Genomic DNA, 21,431 nt, shown 5'->3' on the forward strand with positions numbered 1-21,431 from the left:
TTCGGGCAAGACAGGGAGAGCGCTGCCCGTCGACGCCCTCGGCGGCCTAATGTGGTGACCGTGCGCCCAGTCCTGCACGATCGCGCGAGGGCCCTGCCGGTCGTGGCGTCAGGACGACGGCCCCGTGGCACGACGTACGACCGGCACAGCCCGCGGTCGTCCGACGCACGACGGACGGCCGGACGACGGGCGGCCGCCTGACCGCGGCCCATCGCACACCGACGGCACCGCCGCCTGTGAGAGGGACGGGAATGGAACCGACCGAGAGCGCCGCCCCGGTCCCACGGCCGCACGGCCGTGTGGTGTCCCTGGGTTTCACCTCCCGGCTGCCCGCAGCCGTGGTGGGCATCGCCGCCGTCGTCCTCGTCGTCGGGCTCCAGCAGGGCCTGAGCGCGGGCAGCGGCCTCTTCCCCGGCGGGGTCACCGGCTGGTCCCTCGCGGTCCTCACCGGCCTCATCGTCGGCCATCTGGTCGCCCTCGGCCGCGACCGCTGGTGGGGCGGCACCGGTTCGGGCGCCGCCCTCACCCTCGCCGTCCTGCTGCTCTACGGCTGGGTGCCGGCCGGACTCGTCTCGATGACCGTCGTCACCCTGGTCGGCGCCGCCCGCAGGCACCGCTGGCGACAGGGCCTGCTGCACGGCGCCGCCGACGTCCTCGGGGTCGGCGCCGCCGCCCTCGTCCTCGCCCTCTTCGACGACGTCCCCACGGTCGACCACCCCTGGCAGCCCCTCGACTGGACGATCGGGGACCTCCCGGAAGTCGTCCTCGCCGCCGCCACCTACCTCGTGGTGACCCGGCTCCTCCTGTGGTACACGCTCGCCCCGCAGAGCCGCGGCCTGCCCACCGTCGCCCGCACCGCGCTCCTGAGACAGGGCCTCGTCGCCGTCGCCCTGCTCGGCATCGCCCCGCTGATCTGCGTCGTCGCCGCCACCCGGCCCGTCCTGCTGCCGCTCTTCGCCGTCCCCCTCATCGCCCTCGACTCCACCCTGTGGATCGCCCGGGCCCGCGCCGAGGAACAGCTGCGCGACCCGCTGACCGGACTCCCCAACCGCCAGTGGCTGCTCGAACGGGCCTGGACCGCCCTGGAGGAGGCCGAAGGCGAAGGAGCCCGCGCCGCCCTCGTCCTGATCGACCTCGACCGCTTCCGATCGGTCAACGACACCCTCGGGCACCTCGCGGGCGACCGGCTGCTCCTCCAGATCGCCGACCGGCTCCGCCTCGCCCTGCCCCGCGGCGCCGAGGCCGCGAGGCTCGGCGGCGACGAGTTCGCCGTCCTGCTGCCCACCGCCGACTCCACCACCAGCGCCCAGCGGGTCGCCCGCCACCTCGTCGCCGAACTCTCCTCCCCGCTCGACCTCGACGGCCTCACCCTCGTCCTGGAGGCCAGCGCGGGCGTCGCCGTCTTCCCCGACCACGCCCTCGACGCCGAAGGCCTGCTGCGCCGCGCCGACGTCGCCATGTACCAGGCCAAGCGCGACCGCACGGGCGTCGAGGTCTACGAGTCCAAGCGCGACTCCAACACCCCCGACCGGCTCGGCCTCCTCGGCGACCTCCGCCGCGCCCTCGACGCCGGCGAGGTCGAACTCCACTACCAGCCCAAGGTCCAGTTCGACGGCCAGGTCGCCGGACTCGAAGCCCTCGTCCGCTGGGTCCACCCCGAGCGCGGCAAGGTCCCGCCGGACGAGTTCATCGCCATCGCCGAGTCCTCCGGCCTGATGCCGCACCTCACCGAGTACGTCCTGGAGACCGCCCTCGCCCAGGTCGCCCGCTGGCGCGCCCAGGGCCTCAACGTCCCGGTCGCCGTCAACGTCTCGCCCCGCGACGTGCACACCCCCGGCTTCGCCGGCGCCGTCGCCGCCCGGCTCGCCCGCCACGGCGTACCGGCCGGCGCGCTCCAGCTGGAGATAACGGAACACGTCCTCCTGGAGGACCCCCAGCGCGCCGCCGACACCCTCAACGGCCTCACCGGCCACGGCGTCAAGATGTCCCTCGACGACTTCGGCACCGGCTACTCCTCCCTCGTCCACCTGCGCCGGCTCCCCGTCAGCGAACTCAAGATCGACCGTTCCTTCGTCGCCCGGCTCGCCGTCGACACCGAGGACGCCGAGATCGTCCGCTGCACCGTCGACCTCGCCCACTCCCTCGGCCTCCTCGTCGTCGCCGAGGGAGTCGAGGACGACGAGACCTGGGAGCGCCTGCGTGACCTGGGCTGCGACGCCGTCCAGGGCTGGCTCGTCGCCGCCGCGATGCCACCCGGCGAGGCCACGGCCTGGCTGCTCGCCCGCGGCGAGCACGGCTGGCGCCGACCCGCCGACATCGCCGCCGCACTCGACGTGGACCACCCCTCCGGCCAGGTCGTTCAGTAGGCCGTGCGCACCCCGGGAGACGACCCCGGGCAAACCGTTTCACGGGCAGCGGCACCGGCCCCATAGGATGGCCCCACACCATCAAGCTCACCCCGTGAGGATCCGCATGCCTGGCATCACGCGCGAGGAGGTCGCCCACCTCGCACGGCTGGCGCGTCTGGAGCTGAAGGGCGAAGAACTCGATCACTTCGCCGGCCAGCTCGACGACATCATCGGCGCGGTCGCCCGCGTCTCCGAGGTCGCCGACCAAGACGTACCGCCGACCTCCCACCCGCTGCCGCTGACCAATGTCATGCGCGCGGACGAGGTCCGTCCGTCGCTCACCCCCGAGCAGGCGCTCTCCGGCGCCCCGGCCCAGGAGCAGCAGCGTTTCAAGGTGCCGCAGATCCTGGGGGAGGACTAACAGTCATGACGGACATCATCATCAAGCTCACCGCGGCCGAGATCGCCGGGAAGATCGCCGCCGGCGAACTGACCGCCGTCGAGGTCACCGAGGCGCACCTCGCCCGCATCGAGGCCGTCGACGAGAAGGTCCACGCCTTCCTGCACGTCGACCGTGAGGGCGCGCTCGCCCAGGCCCGTGCCGTCGACGAGAAGCGCGCCCGCGGCGAGAAGCTCGGCCCGCTCGCCGGTGTGCCGCTCGCCCTCAAGGACATCTTCACCACCGCCGGCATGCCGACGACCGTGGGCTCGAAGATGCTCGAGGGCTGGATCCCGCCGTACGACGCGACGCTGGTCAAGAACCTCAAGGCCGCCGACGTCGTCATCCTCGGCAAGACCAACATGGACGAGTTCGCCATGGGGTCCTCCACCGAGAACAGCGCCTACGGTCCGACCGGCAACCCCTGGGACCTGACCAGGATCCCCGGCGGCTCCGGCGGTGGCTCGTCCGCCGCCCTCGCCGCGTACGAGGCGCCCCTCGCCATCGGCACGGACACCGGCGGCTCGATCCGCCAGCCCGCCGCCGTCACCGGCACCGTCGGCGTCAAGCCGACCTACGGCGGCGTCTCCCGCTACGGCATGGTGGCCTTCTCGTCCTCCCTCGACCAGGGCGGCCCCTGCGCCCGTACGGTCCTGGACGCGGCCCTCCTGCACGAGGCGATCGCCGGGCACGACCCGCTCGACTCGACCTCCATCGACGCCCCGGTCCCGCCGGTCGTCGAGGCCGCGCGCAACGGCTCGGTCGCCGGCATGCGCGTCGGTGTCGTCAAGCAGTTCCGCGGCGAGGGCTACCAGGCCGGTGTCGTGCAGCGCTTCGACGAGTCCGTCGAGCTGCTCAGGTCGCTGGGCGCCGAGATCGTCGAGCTGGACTGCCCGACCTTCGACCTCGCCCTCTCGGCGTACTACCTGATCGCGCCTTCGGAGTGCTCCTCCAACCTGGCCCGCTTCGACGCCATGCGCTACGGCCTCCGGGTCGGCGACGACGGCACGCGGTCCGCCGAGGACGTCACCGCCCTCACCCGTGAGGCCGGCTTCGGCGACGAGGTCAAGCGCCGCATCATCCTCGGTACGTACGCGCTGAGCTCCGGCTACTACGACGCGTACTACGGCTCGGCCCAGAAGGTCCGGACCCTGATCACCCGCGAGTTCGAGAAGGCCTTCGAGGAGGTGGACGTGATCGTCTCCCCGACGACCCCCACCACCGCCTTCCCGATCGGCGAGCGTGCCGACGACCCGATGGCGATGTACCTCGCGGACCTGTGCACCATCCCGACCAACCTGGCCGGCAACGCCGCCATGTCGCTGCCCTGCGGCCTGGCGCCCGAGGACGGTCTGCCGGTCGGCCTGCAGATCATCGCTCCCGCCATGAAGGACGACCGGCTGTACAAGGTCGGCGCCGCCGTCGAGGCCGCCTTCGTGGAAAAGTGGGGGCACCCGCTGCTCGAGGAGGCTCCGTCGCTGTGAGTGCCATGGCAAAGAAGGCCAAGAACTTCAAGAAGTCGAAGACCGGCGTCTACGTCTCGCTGGCGACCACCGCGTTCGGCGCCATCAGCGTCGCGAAGCAGGCCAAGCTGGCCCGCAACGACAACGACGTGCTGCGGCTGATCGACTCCGCCGTGTCCGCCGCCGCCATCGTTACCGGCCTGGCGATCCTCTACCGGGAGCTCAAGCGCCTGGGCGACGACGACGTCCTGCTGGGCTGAGAGGGAAAGTCTCACCGTGACTGTCACTGAACTGCTGTCGTACGAAGCGGCGCTCGCCGAGTACGACCCCGTCATGGGCCTGGAGGTCCATGTCGAGCTCGGCACGAAGACGAAGATGTTCTGCGGCTGCTCGACCGAGCTGGGCGCCGAGCCGAACTCGCAGACCTGCCCGACCTGCCTCGGTCTGCCGGGCTCGCTGCCCGTCGTCAACGCGATCGGCGTCGAGTCCGCCATCAAGATCGGCCTCGCGCTGAACTGCGAGATCGCCGAGTGGTGCCGCTTCGCCCGGAAGAACTACTTCTATCCGGACATGCCGAAGAACTTCCAGACCTCCCAGTACGACGAGCCGATCGCCTTCAACGGCTACCTGGACGTCCAGCTGGAGGACGGCGAGATCTTCCGCGTGGAGATCGAGCGCGCCCATATGGAGGAGGACACCGGCAAGTCGCTGCACGTCGGCGGCGCCACCGGTCGTATCCACGGCGCGTCCCACTCGCTGCTCGACTACAACCGGGCCGGCATCCCGCTCATCGAGATCGTCACCAAGCCGATCGAGGGCGCGGGCGAGCGGGCCCCCGAGGTCGCCAAGGCGTACGTCGCCGAGCTGCGCGAGCTGATCCGCGCGCTCGACGTGTCCGAGGCGCGCATGGACAAGGGCCAGATGCGCTGCGACGTGAACCTGTCGCTGCGTCCGCACGGCACCGCGAAGTTCGGCACCCGCTCGGAGACGAAGAACGTCAACTCGCTCCGTTCGGTGGAGCGTGCGGCCCGCTTCGAGATCCAGCGCCACGCCGCGGTGCTGTCCTCCGGCGGCACGATCGTGCAGGAGACCCGTCACTTCCACGAGGACGACGGCTCCACCACCTCCGGCCGCATCAAGGACAACGCCGAGGACTACCGGTACTTCCCGGAGCCCGACCTCGTCCCCGTCGCCCCGGCCCGTGCCTGGGTGGAGGAGCTGCGGGGCACGCTGCCCGAGCTGCCCCGGGTGCGCCGCAACCGGCTGCGCGAGGAGTGGGGCGTGTCCGAGCTGGACATGCAGTCCATCCTCAACGCCGGCGCGGTCGACGCGATCGTCGCCACGATCGAGGCGGGCGCGGACGCGGCCTCGGCCCGCAAGTGGTGGATGGGCGAGCTCGCCCGCAGCTCCAACGAGCAGGGTGTGTCCCTGGAGGAGCTTGCGATCACCCCGGCGGACGTGGCCCGGGTCTCCGCCCTGGTCGCCGCCGGTGACCTCAACGACAAGCTCGCCCGTCAGGTCATCGAGGGCGTTCTCGCCGGCGAGGGCACCCCGGACGAGGTCGTCGAGAAGCGAGGCCTGAAGGTCGTCTCCGACGACGGCGCGCTCGGCACGGCGGTCGACGAGGCCATCGCGGGCAACGCGGCCATCGCCGACAAGATCCGCGGCGGCAAGGTCGCCGCGGTCGGCGCCCTGGTCGGCGCGGTCATGAAGGCCACCCGCGGCCAGGCGGACGCGGCGCGCGTGAAGGACCTGATCCTGGAGAAGCTGGGCGTCAGCGAGGGCTGATCCCCTTCTCGTACGCGTACACGAGCGGCCCCGCACCGGAGTTCCGGTACGGGGCCGCTTCGTGTGCGTGCGGGGTCAGCGGCGCAGGGTCGGGGCGGCGATGACGCCGCTGCCCGAGTCGGTGCAGGTCTCCTCGACCTTGAGGCGCAGCCGCAGCGCCCCTTCGACCTTCAGCGTCTTGGTGATCGGCTTGCCCAGGTCGACGGTCTCGTTGAAGAGGGCCGGCTGGTCGTCCACGGAGACGATGATCCGGGCGGTCTCGATGTTCGACCCGTCGTCGATCCCGGCCGTGAAGTCGAACCAGGACCATTCGCGGTTGAGGTCGTACTCGACGTAGGCCCCGTTGTAGCAGTCGCCGATCAGGGCGGCCCCGTACTCCTTGGTGTCGATCTTCGCGGTGCCGACGGAGAAGCGGTCGGGCTCGCTGACGGAGGCGAGCGTGGTCAGATCGGCGAGGGGGGAGTCCGGCACGGTCCCGGGGTCGTCCGTCGGACTCGCCGACTCCTCCGGGCCCGTGGACGCCGGATCGGCCGGCTGCTCGGTGGTCGGCTCGTCCGTGGGCTCCTCGGTGGTGGGGTCGGGCGTGGGGGAGGCGCTGGTCGCGGACGGGGTACCGGCCTTGCCCTCGGTGCCCTTGTCGTCCTTGTCGCCGAGCAGCTGGACGCCGATCACCGCCAGGACGGCGACCACCAGGACCGCGGCGGCGGCCCCGATGATCGGGCCCTTGCGGCGGCGGCGCGGCTCGGGTGCCCGGGGCGGGCCCGTCTCCGCCGCCAGGGAGACCGGGGGCGGCGTCGGCGGACCGAAGCCCGGCGTGGCGACGGTGGGCGGCTCGGTGGAGGGCTGCGGCGCGACGGGCCGGGATACGGGGGGCTGCGCGGCCGCCACGGGCTGCGGGGCGACCGGCTGCGAGGTCGCGTCCGGCGCGGCCGCGGGGGGCGGCGCCACGACCGGCGTGGCCGTGGGCGGTGGGGGTGTCACCGGCAGGGGCGGCGCGGACGGCTTCCGGGGCGGCGCGGCCGGGACCGCGTCCGCGACCGTCGCCGGGCGGGAGGTCGTCGTCGACACCACCCCGTGCCGTACGTCCTTCACCCAGGCCGACAGGGACAGCGGCCGTCGGCCCGGGTCGGCCGCGGCGATGCTCAGCACCCGGTCGCGCTGCTCGGCCGGCAGTCCCGCGACCTGCGGCAGCGCGCCGAGTGAGGTCACCAGCTGTTCGGGGGCGGTCGGCGGGGACTGTCCGCTGAGGAGGAAGTACGCGATGGCACCGAAGGCATAGCGGTCGGTGCCCGGGGTGCGCTTGCCCTCGAAGACCTCGGGGGCCGCGTAGCCGGGGGTGAACCACACCTCGGCCGTCTGGTGGTCGGCGGTCAGCTTGCTGAGGCCGAAGTCGACGAGGGTCGCCTGCCCGTGCTCGTCGACCATGACGTTGCCGGGGGACAGGTCGCCGTGGACGACGATCCGCCCGGACGGTGTGGCCTTGCCGGAGTGCAGCCAGTCGAGGACGTCCGCGAGCTGTTCGAGGGTCCGCATCACCTCGCGCCGCTCGGCGGCCGTGGCGAGGGTCCGTTCGGCCCGCCAGTCGCGCAGGTCGAGGCCGTCGACATGGTTCATGACGAGGGCCAGGGCCCGGCCGGTGATCGTGCCGGATTCACCGGGCCGGTGGATCGGCGGCCCCTGGAAGTGCTCCCGTACGCCGACGACACCGGGCCGGTGGACGAAGCGGAGCAGTTCCGCCTGTTCGTTCCACTTCTGGCTGATCCGCTCGAAGACCTCGGGCGTGAGAGTGGTCTTCGAGTCGAGGACCTTCACGACGACGGGTTCGGTCCCGCCGGCCAGCTCGATCTCCGCGAGATAGAGGACGGCTTCGCCGCCCCGCCCGATGGACCGCAGCAGTCGGTACCTGTCGGGTGTGGAGTCGGGTCCGATGTGGTGTGCCGTGCTGCTCAAATTTCCCCCAGAGCACAGTGGTTGACAGAGAGTCAGCTTGCCGTTCCGATGGGCTCGCGGTCAACGCGGAGGGGGCGGGAGCGGTCGGGGAGGCCGCTTGGACTCCCGTGACGTCCTCTTGGACGTTCACCACCGCGCCCCCGTCGGGTCTTCTTTCCGTCATCCCGTCTCACTACCGTCCCGGGCGTACCACCCAATGGCTCGACGGCGAACCATTGGTCGTCGACTGGAGGTCGGTCTTGTCATCCGAGATGTCCCGCAGAAGGCTCCTCGCACTGGGCGGAGGCGCCCTCGGCGTCGCCGCGGCCGGCTCGTTGCTGCCGCCGTCGTTGCAGGCCGCGATGGCCGCGGAGCCGCCGGCCGGCGGGCTGTCGGCGGTGCGGCACGTGGTGATCCTGATGCAGGAGAACCGTTCCTTCGATCACTACTTCGGCACCCTCCGCGGCGTCCGCGGCTTCTCCGACCGCAACGCCGTCGAGCTGCCCTCCGGCAGGCCCGTGTTCGAGCAGCCCGCCGCGCTCGGCCGGACCGTGCTGCCCTTCCCGATCCGCGGCGCCGCCGAGACGCAGCGGAAGGACCTCCAGTACATCGGGGACCTCGACCACTCCTGGGGCGGCGGCGGCAAGGCCTGGCACGACGGCTGGATGGACGGCTGGGTCACGGCCAAGACCGCCGCGACCATGGCGTACTACGACCGGCAGGACATCCCCCTGCACTACGAGCTCGCCGACACCTTCACCATCTGCGACGCCTACCACTCGTCCATCCACACCTCGACGAGCCCCAACCGCAACCACCTCTGGTCCGGCTGGACCGGCTTCGAGGCGGACGGCAGCCGCGCCGTCACCAACGCCGCGTACGCCGAGGGCACCCACCCCGGCTACGGCTGGCCCACCTACGCCGAGCGGCTCGAAGCCGCCGGGCGCAGCTGGAAGACGTACACCGAGTGGGAGAACTTCACCGACAACAACATCGAGTTCTTCACCAGCTTCAAGAAGATCGCCCGCAAGGCGCTCGCCGGCACCGGCGGGCACACCTTCATGGAGTCCTTCTACGCCGCCGTCCGCGACACCGACGACGCCACCGAGCGCGCCCGCCTCCTCGGTCTCCTGGAGGAGGGCGTGGCGAGCCTCGGCGAGGCCGAGCGCTCCCTCTTCGAGCGCGGACTGCGCCGCGTCGAGAGCGGCACCCTCGCCGAGGCCTTCCGCGCCGACGTCGCCGCCGGCACCCTCCCCGAGGTCTCCTACCTCGTGCCGTCCGCGATCGACTCGGAGCACCCCGGCTCCTCCTCGCCGATCGCCTCCGCGACCCTCGTCTACAAGGTGCTCGACGCCCTCGGCGCGCACCCGGACGTCTGGCGCCACACCGTCGTCCTGATCAACTACGACGAGAACGACGGCTTCTTCGACCACGTGCCGCCGCCGGTCCCGCCGGGCGAGAACACGGACGAGCGCTGGAAGGGCCAGCCCACCGGCCTCGGCATCCGCGTCCCCCTGCTCGTCGTCTCCCCCTGGTCGGTCGGCGGCTACGTCTGCTCCGAGACCTTCGACCACACCTCGGTCATCCGCTTCCTGGAGAGGCTCACCGGCATCCGGGAGCCCAACATCACCCCCTGGCGCCGGGCCGTCACCGGCGACCTCACCTCCGCCTTCGACTTCCAGCGGGGCCGCCGGCAGCCCGAGGTCGACCAGCCGGGCCCGGTCCCGCCGTTCAGCGGGCGCTGGCGTCCGCAGCCCCCTGCCGTGCAGCGGATGCCCGTCCAGGAGCCGGGAGTCCGCCGCGCCCGCCCGCTGCCGTACCAGCCGGACGCCTCGGCGGCCTCCGGGGCCGGCTCCGTCCGGGTCGCGCTCAGCAACGGGGGGAAGGCGAGCGCGCACTTCGCGCTCTACCCGTACGCGGGCGAGTTCGCGGTCCCGCAGCACCAGGACGTCAGGGGGACGGGGGAGTGGACCGTCCCCGTTCCGGGTGATCGCTACCGCTTCACGATCACCGGCCCCAACGGCTTCCGCCGCGAGTTCGAGGGACCCGCGGCGGGCGGCGCCGAACTCGCCTCCCGTATCGACCATCATGACCGTGACCTGCATCTCACCGTACGGAACACGGGCCGGTCGCCGGTCTCCTTCACCGTGCGGCCGCTCGGGTACGTCGACCGCGAGGACTCGGCCGCCTCCGGGGGCTGGACCCGTACCGTCACCGTGAAGCCCGGGAAGACCCGTACCGTCGTGCACTCGGCCGCCGACGCGCACGGCTGGTACGACGTCGAGGTGACCGCGCCCGGTGGCTTCCGCCGCCGGCTCATGGGGCACATCGAGAACGGCCGCGCCAGCGTCTCCGGCTGAACACCCACGGTGAGCCGTTGTGCCCGGAGGTCGGGACCGAGGTCCCGGACCTCCGCCCCGACCCTCCGGGCATGCCTGTGAGCATCGACACGAAACGGACAAACGATCACGTTTGGCTGCCAGAGTGGGCCCACGTAGGTCAAGCGTTCTTTTTCGGGCTGTTCCCGCTGAAGATCCTCGAACCACCCAGGGAGCACGTCCTTTGGCAGCCATCGCACGGTGGTGCATCAAGCACCGCCTCGTCGCCGTCCTGCTGTGGCTCGTCGCCCTCTGCGGGGTCGGCACGGCGGCCGTCGTCGCCGGCAGCGCGTACTCCAACGACTACGAGGTCCCCGGCACCGAGTCCGGCCGCGCCACCGCCCTCCTGGAGCGCGGGTTCCACGGCCTCGGCGGTGACAGCGACACCATCGTCTGGCACACCGACAAGGGCAGCGTCCGCGCCGACGCCGTCGAGCGCCGCATGACCGCAATGCTCGACGAGGTCGCAGGACTCCCCGGCATCGCCACCGTGACCTCCCCGTACGGCGACACCCGGGGCCAGGTCAGCGAGGACGGGCACACCGCCTACGCCACCGTCACCTTCCACGAGCAGGCCGACGACATCCCCGAGGCGCAGGCCCGGGCGCTCGTCGACACCGCGAAGGCCGCCGGGAACGACAGCCTCTCGGTCGAGCTCGGTGGCAGCGCCGTCGCCCTCACCGAAGCCCCCGGCGGACACATCGCCGAAGTCGTCGGCGTCGCCGTCGCGGCCGTCGTCCTCTTCCTCGCCTTCGGCTCCCTCGCCGCCTCCGCGCTCCCCATCGCGACCGCGCTCGTCAGCGTCGGCATCGCCTACTCCGGGATCGTGCTCCTCGGCCATCTGATGACCGTCGCCGACTTCGCCCCCATGCTCGGCATGCTCGTCGGCCTCGGCGTGGGCATCGACTACGCCCTCTTCATCGTCACCCGGCACCGCAGAGGCCTGAAACGCGGGCTCTCCGTCGCCGAGGCCGCCGAGACCGCCGTCGCCACCACCGGCCGCGCCGTCGTCTTCGCCGGAGCCACCGTCTGCATCGCCCTGCTCGGCATGCTGATCCTGCGGCTCAGCTTCCTCAACGGCGTCGCCATCGCCGCCTCCCTCACCGTCGTCCTCACGGTGGCGGCCTCCGTCACCCTCCTCCCGGCGCTGCTCTCCCTCATCGGCATGCGGGCCCTGTCCCGGCGCGAACGCCGGACGCTCGCCGAGCACGGACCGCAGCCCGAGCTGCCCACCGGCTTCGCCGCCCGCTGGTCCGCCTTCGTCGAACGCCACCCCAAGCTCCTCGGGATCGTCGCCGCCGTCGTCATGGGCGTCCTCGCGCTGCCCACCCTCTCGCTCCACCTGGGAACCTCCGACCAGGGCAACGGCCCGGCCACCGCGACCACACGGCAGGCGTACGACCTGATCGCCGACGGCTTCGGCCCCGGCGTGAACGGCCCCCTCACCCTGGTCGCCGGGCTCGACGGCGCCGACGACCGGGTCGCCCTCGATCGGCTGCCGGCCGCCCTGACCGCAACCAAGGGCGTCGCGTCCGTCTCCCCGGTCACGTACAACAGCTCCGGCGACACCGCCGTCCTCACCGTCGTCCCCGACTCGTCGCCCCAGTCCAAGGCCACCAGCGAGCTCGTCGACCGGCTCCGCGCGGACGTCCTCCCGGAGGCCGGGAGCGGCACCTCGCTCGAGGTGCACGTGGGCGGCGTGACCGCCTCGTACGACGACTTCGCCGAGATCATCATCGGCAAGCTCCCGCTCTTCGTCGGTGTCGTCATCGCGCTCGGCTGTCTGCTGCTCCTGGTCGCCTTCCGCTCCCTCGGCATCCCCCTCAAGGCCGCCGTCATGAACGTCGCCGCCGTCGCCGGTGCCTTCGGCGTCGTCGTGGCGATCTTCCAGTGGGGCTGGGGCAGCGAGCTCCTCGGCCTCGGCAGCGCCGGGCCGATCGAACCCTTCCTCCCGGTGATCATGGTCTCGGTCCTCTTCGGACTCTCCATGGACTACCAGGTCTTCCTGGTGAGCCGGATGTACGAGGAGTGGCTGGAGACCGGCGACAACCGGCGGGCGGTCCGGGTCGGCCTCGCCGAGACCAGCCGCGTCATCAACTCCGCCGCCGTGATCATGATCGCGGTCTTCCTCGCCTTCGTCCTCTCCGGCGACCGGGTCATCGCGATGTTCGGCATCGCGCTCGCGGCGGCCGTCGCCCTCGACGCCTTCGTCCTGCGGACCCTCCTCGTCCCCGCCCTCATGCACATGCTCGGCGGGGCGAACTGGTGGCTGCCGAAGTGGCTCGACCGGATCCTGCCCCGGATCAGCATCGAAACGCCGGAGTCCCGCGAGGCCGCCGACACGCGTGGGAAAATACCCGCTCAGCGTGTGACCGCTGTGACCGCGACCGCGGCTTCCGCCGCGGAGGAGAGGAACGACCATGTTCGCGATATCGCTGGGTGACGACGGCGCCGAGCTGCGGCCCCTGGAGCCCTCGAAGGCCGAGGAGTTCCTCGCCCACATGGACCGCGGACGCGAGTTCGTCGGCGAGCACATCGTCCTCCCCGACGTCGTCGCGGACATCGACTCCGCCCGCTCCTTCCTCGTCTCGTACGCCGAGAAGGCCGCGCACGACACCGGACGCATCTACGGCATCTGGACCGCCGGAGGCACGCTCGTCGGCGGCGTCCTCTTCCGGACCTTCGACGCCGCGTACGGCACCGCCGAGGCGGGCTGCTGGCTGGAGCCCTCCGCCGCCGGGAAGGGCCTGATCACCCGCGCCTGCCGGGTCATCATCGACTGGGCGATCGAGGAGCGCGGCATCCACCGCGTCGAATGGCACGCCTCCGCGAAGAACGGGCCGAGCATCGCCGTCGCCCGCCGCCTGGGCATGACCCGCGAGGGCGTGCTGCGGGAGAACTACCCGCACCGCGGCGTCCGCGCCGACACCGAGGTCTGGGCCGTCCTCGCCCCGGAGTGGCGCGCGGCGAAGGCCTCGTGACCCGCTTTCCTCATACGGTTCTCATCCGGGACGCCTAGCGTGCCGCGCATGGACACGAAGACGACGACAGAGAAGACCGGCGAGAGCGCGGACGCCGCCACGACCGCCGAGGAGACGCCCGCGGTCGCGCTCGACAAGCGGGAGGCCGAGCCGGCCGATGCGCTGATCGACGCGGACCCGACCGAGGCCGGGAACGACGACGTGGACGGCGACGAGGACGACGAGCTGTTCGCCGAGGCGGCGGCCGCCCCCGTCTCCGCCGGCATCGGCGGCGCCGCCGCGGCCGTGGTCTCCGCCGCTCTCGGCGCCGTCGCGCTCACCGGTACCTGGACCGGCAAGGTCGTCTCCGAGCGCGAGACCCTCCTCGGCCAGATCAAGACCTCCGGGTCCGGCACCCCCGCCCAGCAGATCTCCGAGATCTACGGCGACGCCTGGCACAGCACCGCCCTGGTCAACGGCGTCTTCGCGCTGATCGCCCTGCTCGTCGCCGTCCTCGTGCTCGTCCTCCCGGGCCGTCCCGCCTGGGTCCGTTCGGTCGCCGTCGCGGGCGCCGTCCTCGGCGGCCTGGGACTGCTCCTGTCGGTCGGTACCTACTTCGACCTGTTCCTGAGCCTGCCCACCGCCGGGTCCTGACATGCCCTAGGGCGGTTCACGGCGAGGCCTAAGTCCTCCCGGGACCCGCCTAAGGCCCCCGGTACCCCGAACATGCGGCACACGCCCGATGTGGCCGCACCCCCTGGGAAACGACAGTAGAGGCATCGCAAGGAGCGATACCGAAACCGGCAGGAACCAGGGAGCACCCCATGTTCGAGTACGAACTCCACCGCATGAACCACGCCCAGCTCGTCCGTGAGGCCGCCGCCCAGCGACTGTCCCACGAGGCCGCCGAGACGGCCGGCTCCGCCCGGGGCCTGCGCCGTCCCGGCCGCCGGAGCGGCGACCAGGACGCGGAGGGGCGGGTGAGCGGCGGCGGGCGCGGTCGCTTCGTCAGGGCCGCGTGAACCCCGTATGAGCGATGGCATGGACGGCTGTGCGATGCTCGGCGCCGTGGAGACCAGGTCAGTCAGTCCCGTGTTCGTCGGCCGCGCCGGCGAACTCACCGCCCTCACCGAGGCGCTCTCCCGCGCGACCGCGGGGGAGCCCCAGGCCCTGCTCATCGGGGGCGAGGCGGGGGTCGGCAAGACCCGGCTCATCGAGGAGTTCCTCGACACGGCCTGCGCCCAGGGCGCCGTCGTCGCGCTCGGCGGCTGCGTCGAGCTCGGCGCCGACGGCCTGCCCTTCGCCCCCTTCGCCACCGCCCTGCGCTCGCTCCGCCGGCGCCTCCCCGAGGAACTCGCCGCCGCGGCCGAAGGCCAGCAGGCGGAACTCGCCCGGCTGCTCCCCGAACTGGGCGACCCCGGCAGCCACGAGCCCTCGGACGAGGACTCCACCGCCCGTCTCTTCGAACTGACCGTACGGCTCCTGGAACGGCTCGCCGCCGACCGGACCGTCGTGCTCGTGCTGGAGGACCTGCACTGGGCCGACGCCTCCACCCGGCACCTCCTCACCTACCTCCTCCGCACCCTGCGCCGCGGCCGCATCGTGGTCGTCGCCAGCTACCGCGCCGACGACATCCACCGCCGCCACCCCCTGCGCCCCCTCCTCGCCGAACTCGACCGGCTCCGCACCATCCGCCGCATCGAACTCGCCCGCTTCACCCGCACCGAGGTGCACCGCCAGCTCACCGGCATCCTCGCCGCCGAACCCGACCCCGGCCTCGTCGAGGAGGTCTTCGAACGCTCCGACGGCAACGCCTTCTTCGTCGAGGAACTCGTCGTCTCCCACGAGGCAGGCTGCGCCGCGGGACAACTCAGCGACTCCCTGCGCGACCTCCTGCTCGTCCGGGTCGAGACGCTCCCCGAGGACGCCCAGCGGATCGCCAGGATCGTCGCCGAGGGCGGCTCCACCGTCGAGTACGGACTGATCGCCGCCGTGGCCCGGCTCACCGAGGACGAACTGATCGAGGCGCTGCGGGCCGCCGTCGGCGCCAACATCCTGCTCGCCGTCCCCGACGGCGACGGCTACCGCTTCCGCCACTCCCTGGTCCGCGAGGCCGTCAGCGACGACCTGCTGCCCGGCGAACGCTCCCGCCTCAACCGGCGCTACGCCGAAGCACTGGAGGCCGAGCCCGGGCTCGTCCGCGCCGACGAGCGCGCCAACCGGCTGGCCACCTACTGGTACCACGCGCACGACCCCTCCAAGGCCCTGCCCGCCGTCCTCGGCGCCTCCGTCGCCACCCGCAAACGCCACGCCTACGCCGAGCAACTGCGTCTCCTCGAACGGGCCATGGAACTCTGGGACGAGGTTCCCGCCGAGCTGCGCGGGTCGCTGCGGCCCATGGACTACGCCGAGGCCTACCCGGCCTGCGGCTGCGACCCCGAGACCGCCGCCCTCGGCTACCTCGACCTGCTCGCCGAGGCAGCGGTCGCTGCCCGGCTCAGCGGCGACCGCGAACGCGCCCTGAAGATCGGGAAGACGGCGCTGCGCCTCCTCGACGACGCGGAGTCCGGCGACCCCCTGCGCGCCGCCTGGTTCTGGACCGAGCGGGCCCGCCTCCAGTCCAACCTCGGCCGGGGCGACGGCTGGGAGGAGATCGCCCGCGCCCAGGAACTCGTCAAGGGCCTCCCGCCGTCCGCCGTCCACGCGGTCGTCCTCGTCGGCGCCGCCGGCTGGGGCATGCTCCGCAACCCCGGACCCGACGCCCTCGCGGCCGCCGAACGCGCCGTCGAGTACGCCCGGCTGGTCAAGGCCGAGTCGATCGAACTCAACGCCCGGCTCACCCTCGGCACCCTCATGACCGCGGCGGGCGACGTCGAGGCCGGTCTCGACGAGATGCACGCGGTACGGGAACGCACCCAGGCCCTCGGCCAGTTCACCGAGACCGCCCGCGCCCACATCAACATCTCCTCCGCCCTGGAGTCCCTCGGCCGCTCGGCGGAGGCCGTCGAACTCGCCGACACCGGCATCCGCGTCGCCCGCTCCTACGGACTGGTCGAAAGCGTCGGCTGGGTCGAGGCCAACCGCGCCGAGTCCCTCTTCTCCCTCGGCAGCTGGGACGAGATCGGAGAGATCGCCGCACGGCTGCTCCGCTCGGCCACCAGCAGCAAGCCCCGCGGCTCGGCCTCCCTCCGACTCGCCCAGCTCGCGGTCGCCCGCGGCCAACTCGACGCGGCGCGCGGTCACCTCGCCGACGCCCGCGCCGCCTACGGCAGCCGCGACTCGATCCCCCAGTACGTCCTGCCCATGGCCCAGGTCGAGATCTCCGTGGCCGCCGCCGAAGGACGTGTCGGGGACGTCCGGACCCAGCTGGCCGCCGCCGAGGCGTCGGGCTTCCCGCCCGGCACCCACCGCTACGGCTGGCCCCTCGTCCTCACCGCCGCCACCGCCGAGGCCGACAGCCGGGGACTGCCCGCCGCCGACGAGGGCCGCGCCGAGGCGCTCGCCGCCGTCCGCCGCAGCGTCCGCGGCCTCGCCACCCCGGCCCCGGTCTGGGAGGCCTACTCCCGGCAGGTCTCCGAGGAGATCGCCCGCGCCGAGGGCCGAGAGACCGCCGCCCGCTGGGCCGAGGTCGTCGCCGCCTTCGAGCCGCTCGAACGCCCGCACCAGCTGGCCCGCGCCCGCCACCGCCTCGCCGACGCCCTGCTCGTCGAGGGCGGCCGCCGGGAGGAGGCCACGGCCCTGCTCCGGGAGGCCCACGCCACCGCGGTCCGGCTCGGCGCCCGCCCGCTCCGCGAGGACGTGGAGCTCCTCGCCGCCCGCGCCCGCCTCTCCCTGACCGAGGAGAGGAGGGTCCCGGCACCCGCGGAGCCGGGGGACGACACCTTCGGCCTCACCCCCCGCGAGCAGGACGTCCTGCGCCTCGTCGCGGCCGGCCGCACCAACCGTCAGATCGCCGAGGAACTCTTCATCTCACCCAAGACGGCCAGCGTCCACGTCTCCAACATCCTCGCCAAGCTCGGCGTCGCCGGCCGGGGCGAGGCCGCCGCCCTGGCCCACCGCCTCCACCTCCTCGGCACGGCCCTCTGACCCTCCGGTCCCGCCGCCGCCCGCCCCGTCCCCCGCCGTCGTGCGGCGGGGGGCCCGTATCGTCACCCGCCCCGAGGTGAGGTCTATCGGACCCCGCGACGGATCGGCGTCCCCCGGATCCTCCCGAGTCAGCGCCTGCCGACGCAGCTCCTCCTCGGTGTGCCTGCGGCCGGGTGCGAACAGCTCCGCCAAGGGGTCGAACACGGTCACCAGCTCCTTCAGCTCACCTCCAGCCGGAGAATCCTGTCGTCCCCGGGCCCGGGGGAACCCCGGCCGTCGGTTTCGCTGGTCACCAGCCAGAGCCGCCCGCCGCCCCCCGCGAGGACCGTGCGCAGGCGTCCGTACTCCTCGGAGAGGAACGCTTCGGGGGCCCCCGAGCGTTCCGCCCCGGAGAGCGGGACCCGCCACAGCCGCTCGCCTCTGAGCCCGGCCATCCAGATCGCGCCCCGCGCGTACGCGATCCCACTCGGGGAGGCCTCCGAGGTCGGCCACTGGGCCACCGGGTCCGTGAATCCGGCCTTCCCGGCCCGCCCCTCGGCCTCCGGCCAGCCGTAGTTCCTCCCGGGCTCCACCAGGTTCAGCTCGTCCCAGGTGTTCTGCCCGAACTCGGCCGCCCACAGACGGCCCTCGTCGTCCCAGGCGATGCCCTGCACATTGCGGTGCCCGTACGAATAGACCACCGACCTGGGGAAGGGGTTGCCGGGCGCCGGCCCGCCCTCCGGCGTCATCCGGAGGATCTTCCCGCCGAGCGACCCCCGGTCCTGCGCCAGACCGGTCCGGCCCGTCTCGCCCGTCCCCGCGTAGAGCATCCCGTCCGGCCCGAACGCGATCCGACCGCCGTTGTGCACGGTCCCCTTCGGGATGCCGGTCAGCACCGGCTGGGGGACACCGAGCCGGTCGCCCTCCGCGCCGCCGTACCGCATGCGCACGATGCGGTTGTCCGACGCTGCGGTCAGATACGCGTACACCCAGCCGTCCCGCACGGCGAGGCCCATCAGCCCGCCCTCACCGCCCGGCACCACCCCCGGCACCTCGCCGAGCGGGGTCCTCGCCCCGGTCCGTCCGTCGACCTCGGTGATCGTCCGCTCGTCCCGCGAGGAGACCAGCAGATCCCCGTCGGGCATCTCGGCGAGTCCCCAGGGCGACTTCAGCCCCTCGGCGAGCGTGCCCGTCACCGCCACCCGCCCTCCGGCGGGAGCGGCGGCGGACGCGGACGGGCTCGCCGGGGCGGTGGCCGAGGCCGACGTCGGCGGAGCCGTACCCGGCCGGTCCTCCGTACCTCCCGAGGAGCAGCCCGCCACCAGGACCAGCACGGCGGCGCCCCACAGGGCCTTCACAACTGCAGGACGGCTCATGGCACGGTCCCCTTCGACGAGTCGAGCGGCATCCCTTCACCCTTGATACACCGCTCGACGCGATCAGGTTCCCGACCGCGGCGACACCCGTGCCCCGGTCCCGCGAGGCCCTCAGTCCCAGGACCCCCGGGCCGCCGGAAGACCCGCGATCTCCGCCAGGTCCGCCCCCGTCAGCCGCAGCCCGGCCGCCCGGGCGTTCTCCACGGCCCAGCACTCCCGCTTCGTCCCCGGCACCGGCACGACGTGCCGTCCCCGGCCCAGCACCCAGGCGAGCGCCACCTGCGCCGGGGTGACCTCGGCCCCGTGCCGCGCGGCCACCCGCCGCAGACCCGCCACCAGCGGCTGGTTCGCCGCCATCATCTCCGCCGTGAACCGGGGGTGCCGGGCCCGCGGATCGTCCGGCTCGAAGCCGCCGCCCGGGGTCAGCGTCCCGGTCAGGAAGCCGTTCCCGAGCGGCATCGCCGCCAGGAAACCGACCCCGCGCGCCGCACACCACGGCAGCAGCCGCACCAGCGCCTCCTGGGACCACACCGACAGCTCGGCCTCCACCGCCGCCACCGGGAACACCTGCTGGATCCGGTCCAGTTGGCGGATCGTTCCCTCATACCCGTCACGACTGACCCCGGTCGCGCCCCGGCGGGCCGAGCGGCTGCCGACGGCGCAGAGTCCGAGCGCCCGCACCTTGCCGGCCGAGACCAGATCGGCCATCGCCCCCCAGGTCTCCTCGACCGGCACCTCGGGGTCCGCCCGGTGCAGCTGGTACAGGTCGATCACATCGGTCTGGAGGCGCCGCAGCGAGGCGTCGCAGGCCCGGCGGACGTACCCCGGCCTGCCGTTGGCGACCACGTGCCGGCGCTCGCCGCCGTCGCCGACGAGCAGTCCGCACTTCGTCGAGACGAAGGCGTCCGCCCGGCGCTCCTTCAACACCCGCCCCACCAGCAGCTCGTTGGTGAACGGGCCGTACATGTCGGCGGTGTCGAGCAGGCTCACCCCGGCGTCCAGCGCCGCGTGCACGGTCCGCAGCGAGCGGTCACCCCGCTGTTCCGAACGGCTGTACGCCCAGTTCATCGGCATGCACCCCAGGCCGATCGCACCCACGTCGAGCGCCGTCGCCCCGATAGTCCTGCGCTCCACCTGCCGGTACCCCTCCCTGTGCCGTCCCCCAAAGTAACCAATGGCGCACGGGATTCTTCGCATAGCCTCCCGCACATGAGATTCGAGAACACCGCCGCTGACGTGTGGCTTCCGATTCCCGCGGACGAGATCGACGATCTCCCCGAACCGGGCGCGTCGGGCCTCAACTACCGCTTCTGGGACGGCGGGCCGGACTTCCCGGCCGACCCGGCGCACTGCGCCTTCTACGTCGTCCCGTACATGAAGGGCTCCGAGATCGCCGTACGTCCGCTGGCGGCCATGACCTCGCTGCGGGTCGTGCAGACCCTCTCCGCGGGCATCGACCACGTCACCCCCGGCATCGGCTCGCTGCCTCCGGGCGTCGCCGTCTGCAACGCGAAGGGCGTCCACGAGGCCAGCACCGCCGAACTCACGCTCGCGCTGATCCTGGCCTCGCTGCGCGGCATCCCCGGCTTCGTGCGCGGCCAGGACGCCGAGGAGTGGCGGGCCGGCTTCTATCCGGCGCTCGCCGACAAGTCCGTCCTGATCGTCGGGTACGGATCGATCGGCGCCGCCATCGAGGACCGGCTCGCGCCCTTCGAGTGCGCGCGGGTGGCGCGCGTCGCACGCTCCGCGCGCACCACAGCGCGCGGCGAGGTCCACCCCCTGACGGAGCTGCCCGCACTGCTTCCGGATGCCGATGTCGTCGTGCTCTCCACCCCGCTCACGCCCGCGACCAGGCATCTCGCCGACGCCGGGTTCCTCGGCCGGATGAAGGACGGGGCTCTCCTCGTGAACGTCGCCCGGGGGCCGGTCGTCGACACGGCGGCCCTGCTCAAGGAGGTCGAGAGCGGCAGGATCACGGCGGCGCTCGATGTCACCGACCCGGAACCGCTGCCGGCCGGGCATCCCTTGTGGCACGCTCCGGGTGTCCTGATCAGCCCGCACGTCGGAGGTTCCACTTCGGCCTTCATGCCGCGGGCGAAGCGGTTGATCGCGGGGCAGTTGCGGCGTTTCGCGACGGGTGAGGAACAGGCCAACGTCCTGCTCACCACCGGTTGAGCGGCGGTGATGGGCCGGGCGGGTGGTACGCGCCCCCGACACGCGCTGCCTGCGAACCTCTCGGCCGTCACGGAGAGTACTGCGACCCTGTCCCTGAGTGACCGTCCTGGTGTATCGTCCCGGAGCGGGGGGACTGCGTCGAGTACGGGCTGACGCTGGGGAGCGAAGTGACGGGTCATCAGATTCCGAGGGGGGCGACGGGTGAAGCACGGCCGGAGGACCGACGATCCGACGCGGCGACGCCGCCGTCGGCGGGCCTTCCGCACCTCGCCACGGGCCTCGCACGTTCCGTGCCGGACCAGGCCGTGCCGCACCGCGCGCCCCACGCCGCCGATCCACCGGACACCGGACCGGAGGCCGGGACGGACTCCGGTCCGACTCCCGGGCGGGGCGCCGGACCACGCCCCGGACCGGACCGCCGAGCCGAGGGGTGCGGTGCCGAACCACCGGGCACGGCCGCTCGCCCCGGCGACGCGACGGCCCCGGCCGCCCGCGCCGACGCCCCGTGCG

At 72.8% G+C, this 21,431-nt stretch carries 16 protein-coding genes; 12 read left to right on the forward strand and 4 right to left on the reverse strand.

The window, feature by feature from the left end; genetic code table 11:
• The first annotated feature begins 251 nt into the window (after positions 1–251).
• The 5 genes from OG392_RS25665 (at position 252) to gatB (ending at position 6,038) form a co-directional block, all read left to right on the forward strand.
• Positions 252–2,366, forward strand: coding sequence for a putative bifunctional diguanylate cyclase/phosphodiesterase (locus OG392_RS25665; protein ID WP_329283336.1), 2,115 nt, complete (start codon positions 252–254; stop codon positions 2,364–2,366).
• Positions 2,367–2,472: 106 nt separating this feature from the next.
• Complete coding sequence (gatC, locus tag OG392_RS25670; RefSeq protein ID WP_015036350.1) at positions 2,473–2,769, forward strand: Asp-tRNA(Asn)/Glu-tRNA(Gln) amidotransferase subunit GatC; 297 nt, start codon at positions 2,473–2,475, stop codon at positions 2,767–2,769.
• A gap of 5 nt (positions 2,770–2,774) precedes the next feature.
• A complete protein-coding gene (gatA, locus tag OG392_RS25675) occupies positions 2,775–4,271 on the forward strand; it encodes an Asp-tRNA(Asn)/Glu-tRNA(Gln) amidotransferase subunit GatA (protein ID WP_329283339.1) in 1,497 nt (498 codons plus the stop codon).
• 5 nt (positions 4,272–4,276) lie between these two features.
• Positions 4,277–4,510: a hypothetical protein gene (locus OG392_RS25680; protein WP_329287449.1), complete on the forward strand. Its 234-nt coding sequence runs from the start codon at positions 4,277–4,279 to the stop codon at positions 4,508–4,510.
• 16 nt (positions 4,511–4,526) lie between these two features.
• Entirely contained in the window at positions 4,527–6,038 is a 1,512-nt protein-coding gene (gene gatB, locus OG392_RS25685) for an Asp-tRNA(Asn)/Glu-tRNA(Gln) amidotransferase subunit GatB (RefSeq protein ID WP_329283342.1), read from the forward strand.
• A 75-nt stretch (positions 6,039–6,113) separates the two neighbouring features.
• Here gatB and OG392_RS25690 read toward each other — a convergent pair whose 3' ends face one another.
• On the reverse strand, positions 6,114–7,988 hold the full coding sequence (locus OG392_RS25690; protein WP_329283344.1) for a protein kinase domain-containing protein: 1,875 nt from the start codon (positions 7,986–7,988) through the stop codon (positions 6,114–6,116).
• A 239-nt stretch (positions 7,989–8,227) separates the two neighbouring features.
• On the opposite strand from OG392_RS25690, the gene OG392_RS25695 reads away from it, so the two are divergent.
• The 6 genes from OG392_RS25695 to OG392_RS25720 all read left to right on the forward strand — a co-directional run bounded on the left by OG392_RS25695 (position 8,228) and on the right by OG392_RS25720 (position 17,391).
• Entirely contained in the window at positions 8,228–10,327 is a 2,100-nt protein-coding gene (locus OG392_RS25695; RefSeq protein ID WP_329283346.1) for a phosphocholine-specific phospholipase C, read from the forward strand.
• A gap of 202 nt (positions 10,328–10,529) precedes the next feature.
• Complete coding sequence (locus tag OG392_RS25700; protein WP_329283349.1) at positions 10,530–12,788, forward strand: MMPL family transporter; 2,259 nt, start codon at positions 10,530–10,532, stop codon at positions 12,786–12,788.
• Positions 12,766–13,326, forward strand: coding sequence for a GNAT family N-acetyltransferase (locus OG392_RS25705; protein WP_329283351.1), 561 nt, complete (start codon positions 12,766–12,768; stop codon positions 13,324–13,326). Before OG392_RS25700 ends, OG392_RS25705 begins: the two co-directional genes overlap by 23 nt.
• Positions 13,327–13,374: 48 nt before the next feature.
• A complete protein-coding gene (locus OG392_RS25710; protein ID WP_329283353.1) occupies positions 13,375–13,959 on the forward strand; it encodes a hypothetical protein in 585 nt (194 codons plus the stop codon).
• 170 nt (positions 13,960–14,129) lie between these two features.
• On the forward strand, positions 14,130–14,327 hold the full coding sequence (locus tag OG392_RS25715) for a hypothetical protein (RefSeq protein WP_329283356.1): 198 nt from the start codon (positions 14,130–14,132) through the stop codon (positions 14,325–14,327).
• A 7-nt stretch (positions 14,328–14,334) separates the two neighbouring features.
• The gene (locus OG392_RS25720) at positions 14,335–17,391 is read left to right on the forward strand and encodes a helix-turn-helix transcriptional regulator (protein WP_329283358.1); all 3,057 of its coding nucleotides are present in this window, start codon (positions 14,335–14,337) and stop codon (positions 17,389–17,391) included.
• Here OG392_RS25720 and OG392_RS25725 read toward each other — a convergent pair.
• The 3 genes from OG392_RS25725 to OG392_RS25735 all read right to left on the reverse strand — a co-directional run bounded on the left by OG392_RS25725 (position 17,275) and on the right by OG392_RS25735 (position 19,880).
• A complete protein-coding gene (locus tag OG392_RS25725) occupies positions 17,275–17,601 on the reverse strand; it encodes a DUF6191 domain-containing protein (protein ID WP_329283360.1) in 327 nt (108 codons plus the stop codon). The two genes, OG392_RS25720 and OG392_RS25725, sit on opposite strands and share 117 nt — an antisense overlap.
• An 8-nt stretch (positions 17,602–17,609) precedes the next feature.
• Entirely contained in the window at positions 17,610–18,746 is a 1,137-nt protein-coding gene (locus tag OG392_RS25730) for a PQQ-dependent sugar dehydrogenase (protein WP_329283363.1), read from the reverse strand.
• 111 nt (positions 18,747–18,857) lie between these two features.
• Entirely contained in the window at positions 18,858–19,880 is a 1,023-nt protein-coding gene (locus OG392_RS25735) for an aldo/keto reductase (protein WP_329283366.1), read from the reverse strand.
• Between the two features lie 75 nt (positions 19,881–19,955).
• Between OG392_RS25735 and OG392_RS25740 the strand changes: the two genes are divergently transcribed.
• Positions 19,956–20,921 (forward strand): 2-hydroxyacid dehydrogenase, encoded by a 966-nt coding sequence (locus OG392_RS25740; protein ID WP_329283368.1) that lies wholly within the window; start codon positions 19,956–19,958, stop codon positions 20,919–20,921.
• The last annotated feature ends 510 nt before the right edge of the window (positions 20,922–21,431 follow it).

The sequence above is a fragment of the Streptomyces sp. NBC_00691 genome (assembly GCF_036226665.1).
Lineage (GTDB): Bacteria > Actinomycetota > Actinomycetes > Streptomycetales > Streptomycetaceae > Streptomyces.

What these genes read in the sequence shown, in the direction of transcription:
- OG392_RS25730 (WP_329283363.1), bottom strand. Translation starts at nt 18,746, where the DNA reads ATGAGCCGTCCTGCAGTTGTGAAGGCCCTGTGGGGCGCCGCCGTGCTG.
- OG392_RS25720 (WP_329283358.1), top strand. Translation starts at nt 14,335, where the DNA reads ATGAGCGATGGCATGGACGGCTGTGCGATGCTCGGCGCCGTGGAGACC.
- gatC (WP_015036350.1), top strand. Translation starts at nt 2,473, where the DNA reads ATGCCTGGCATCACGCGCGAGGAGGTCGCCCACCTCGCACGGCTGGCG.
- gatA (WP_329283339.1), top strand. Translation starts at nt 2,775, where the DNA reads ATGACGGACATCATCATCAAGCTCACCGCGGCCGAGATCGCCGGGAAG.
- OG392_RS25715 (WP_329283356.1), top strand. Translation starts at nt 14,130, where the DNA reads ATGTTCGAGTACGAACTCCACCGCATGAACCACGCCCAGCTCGTCCGT.
- OG392_RS25740 (WP_329283368.1), top strand. Translation starts at nt 19,956, where the DNA reads ATGAGATTCGAGAACACCGCCGCTGACGTGTGGCTTCCGATTCCCGCG.
- OG392_RS25705 (WP_329283351.1), top strand. Translation starts at nt 12,766, where the DNA reads ATGTTCGCGATATCGCTGGGTGACGACGGCGCCGAGCTGCGGCCCCTG.
- OG392_RS25710 (WP_329283353.1), top strand. Translation starts at nt 13,375, where the DNA reads ATGGACACGAAGACGACGACAGAGAAGACCGGCGAGAGCGCGGACGCC.
- OG392_RS25680 (WP_329287449.1), top strand. Translation starts at nt 4,277, where the DNA reads ATGGCAAAGAAGGCCAAGAACTTCAAGAAGTCGAAGACCGGCGTCTAC.
- OG392_RS25665 (WP_329283336.1), top strand. Translation starts at nt 252, where the DNA reads ATGGAACCGACCGAGAGCGCCGCCCCGGTCCCACGGCCGCACGGCCGT.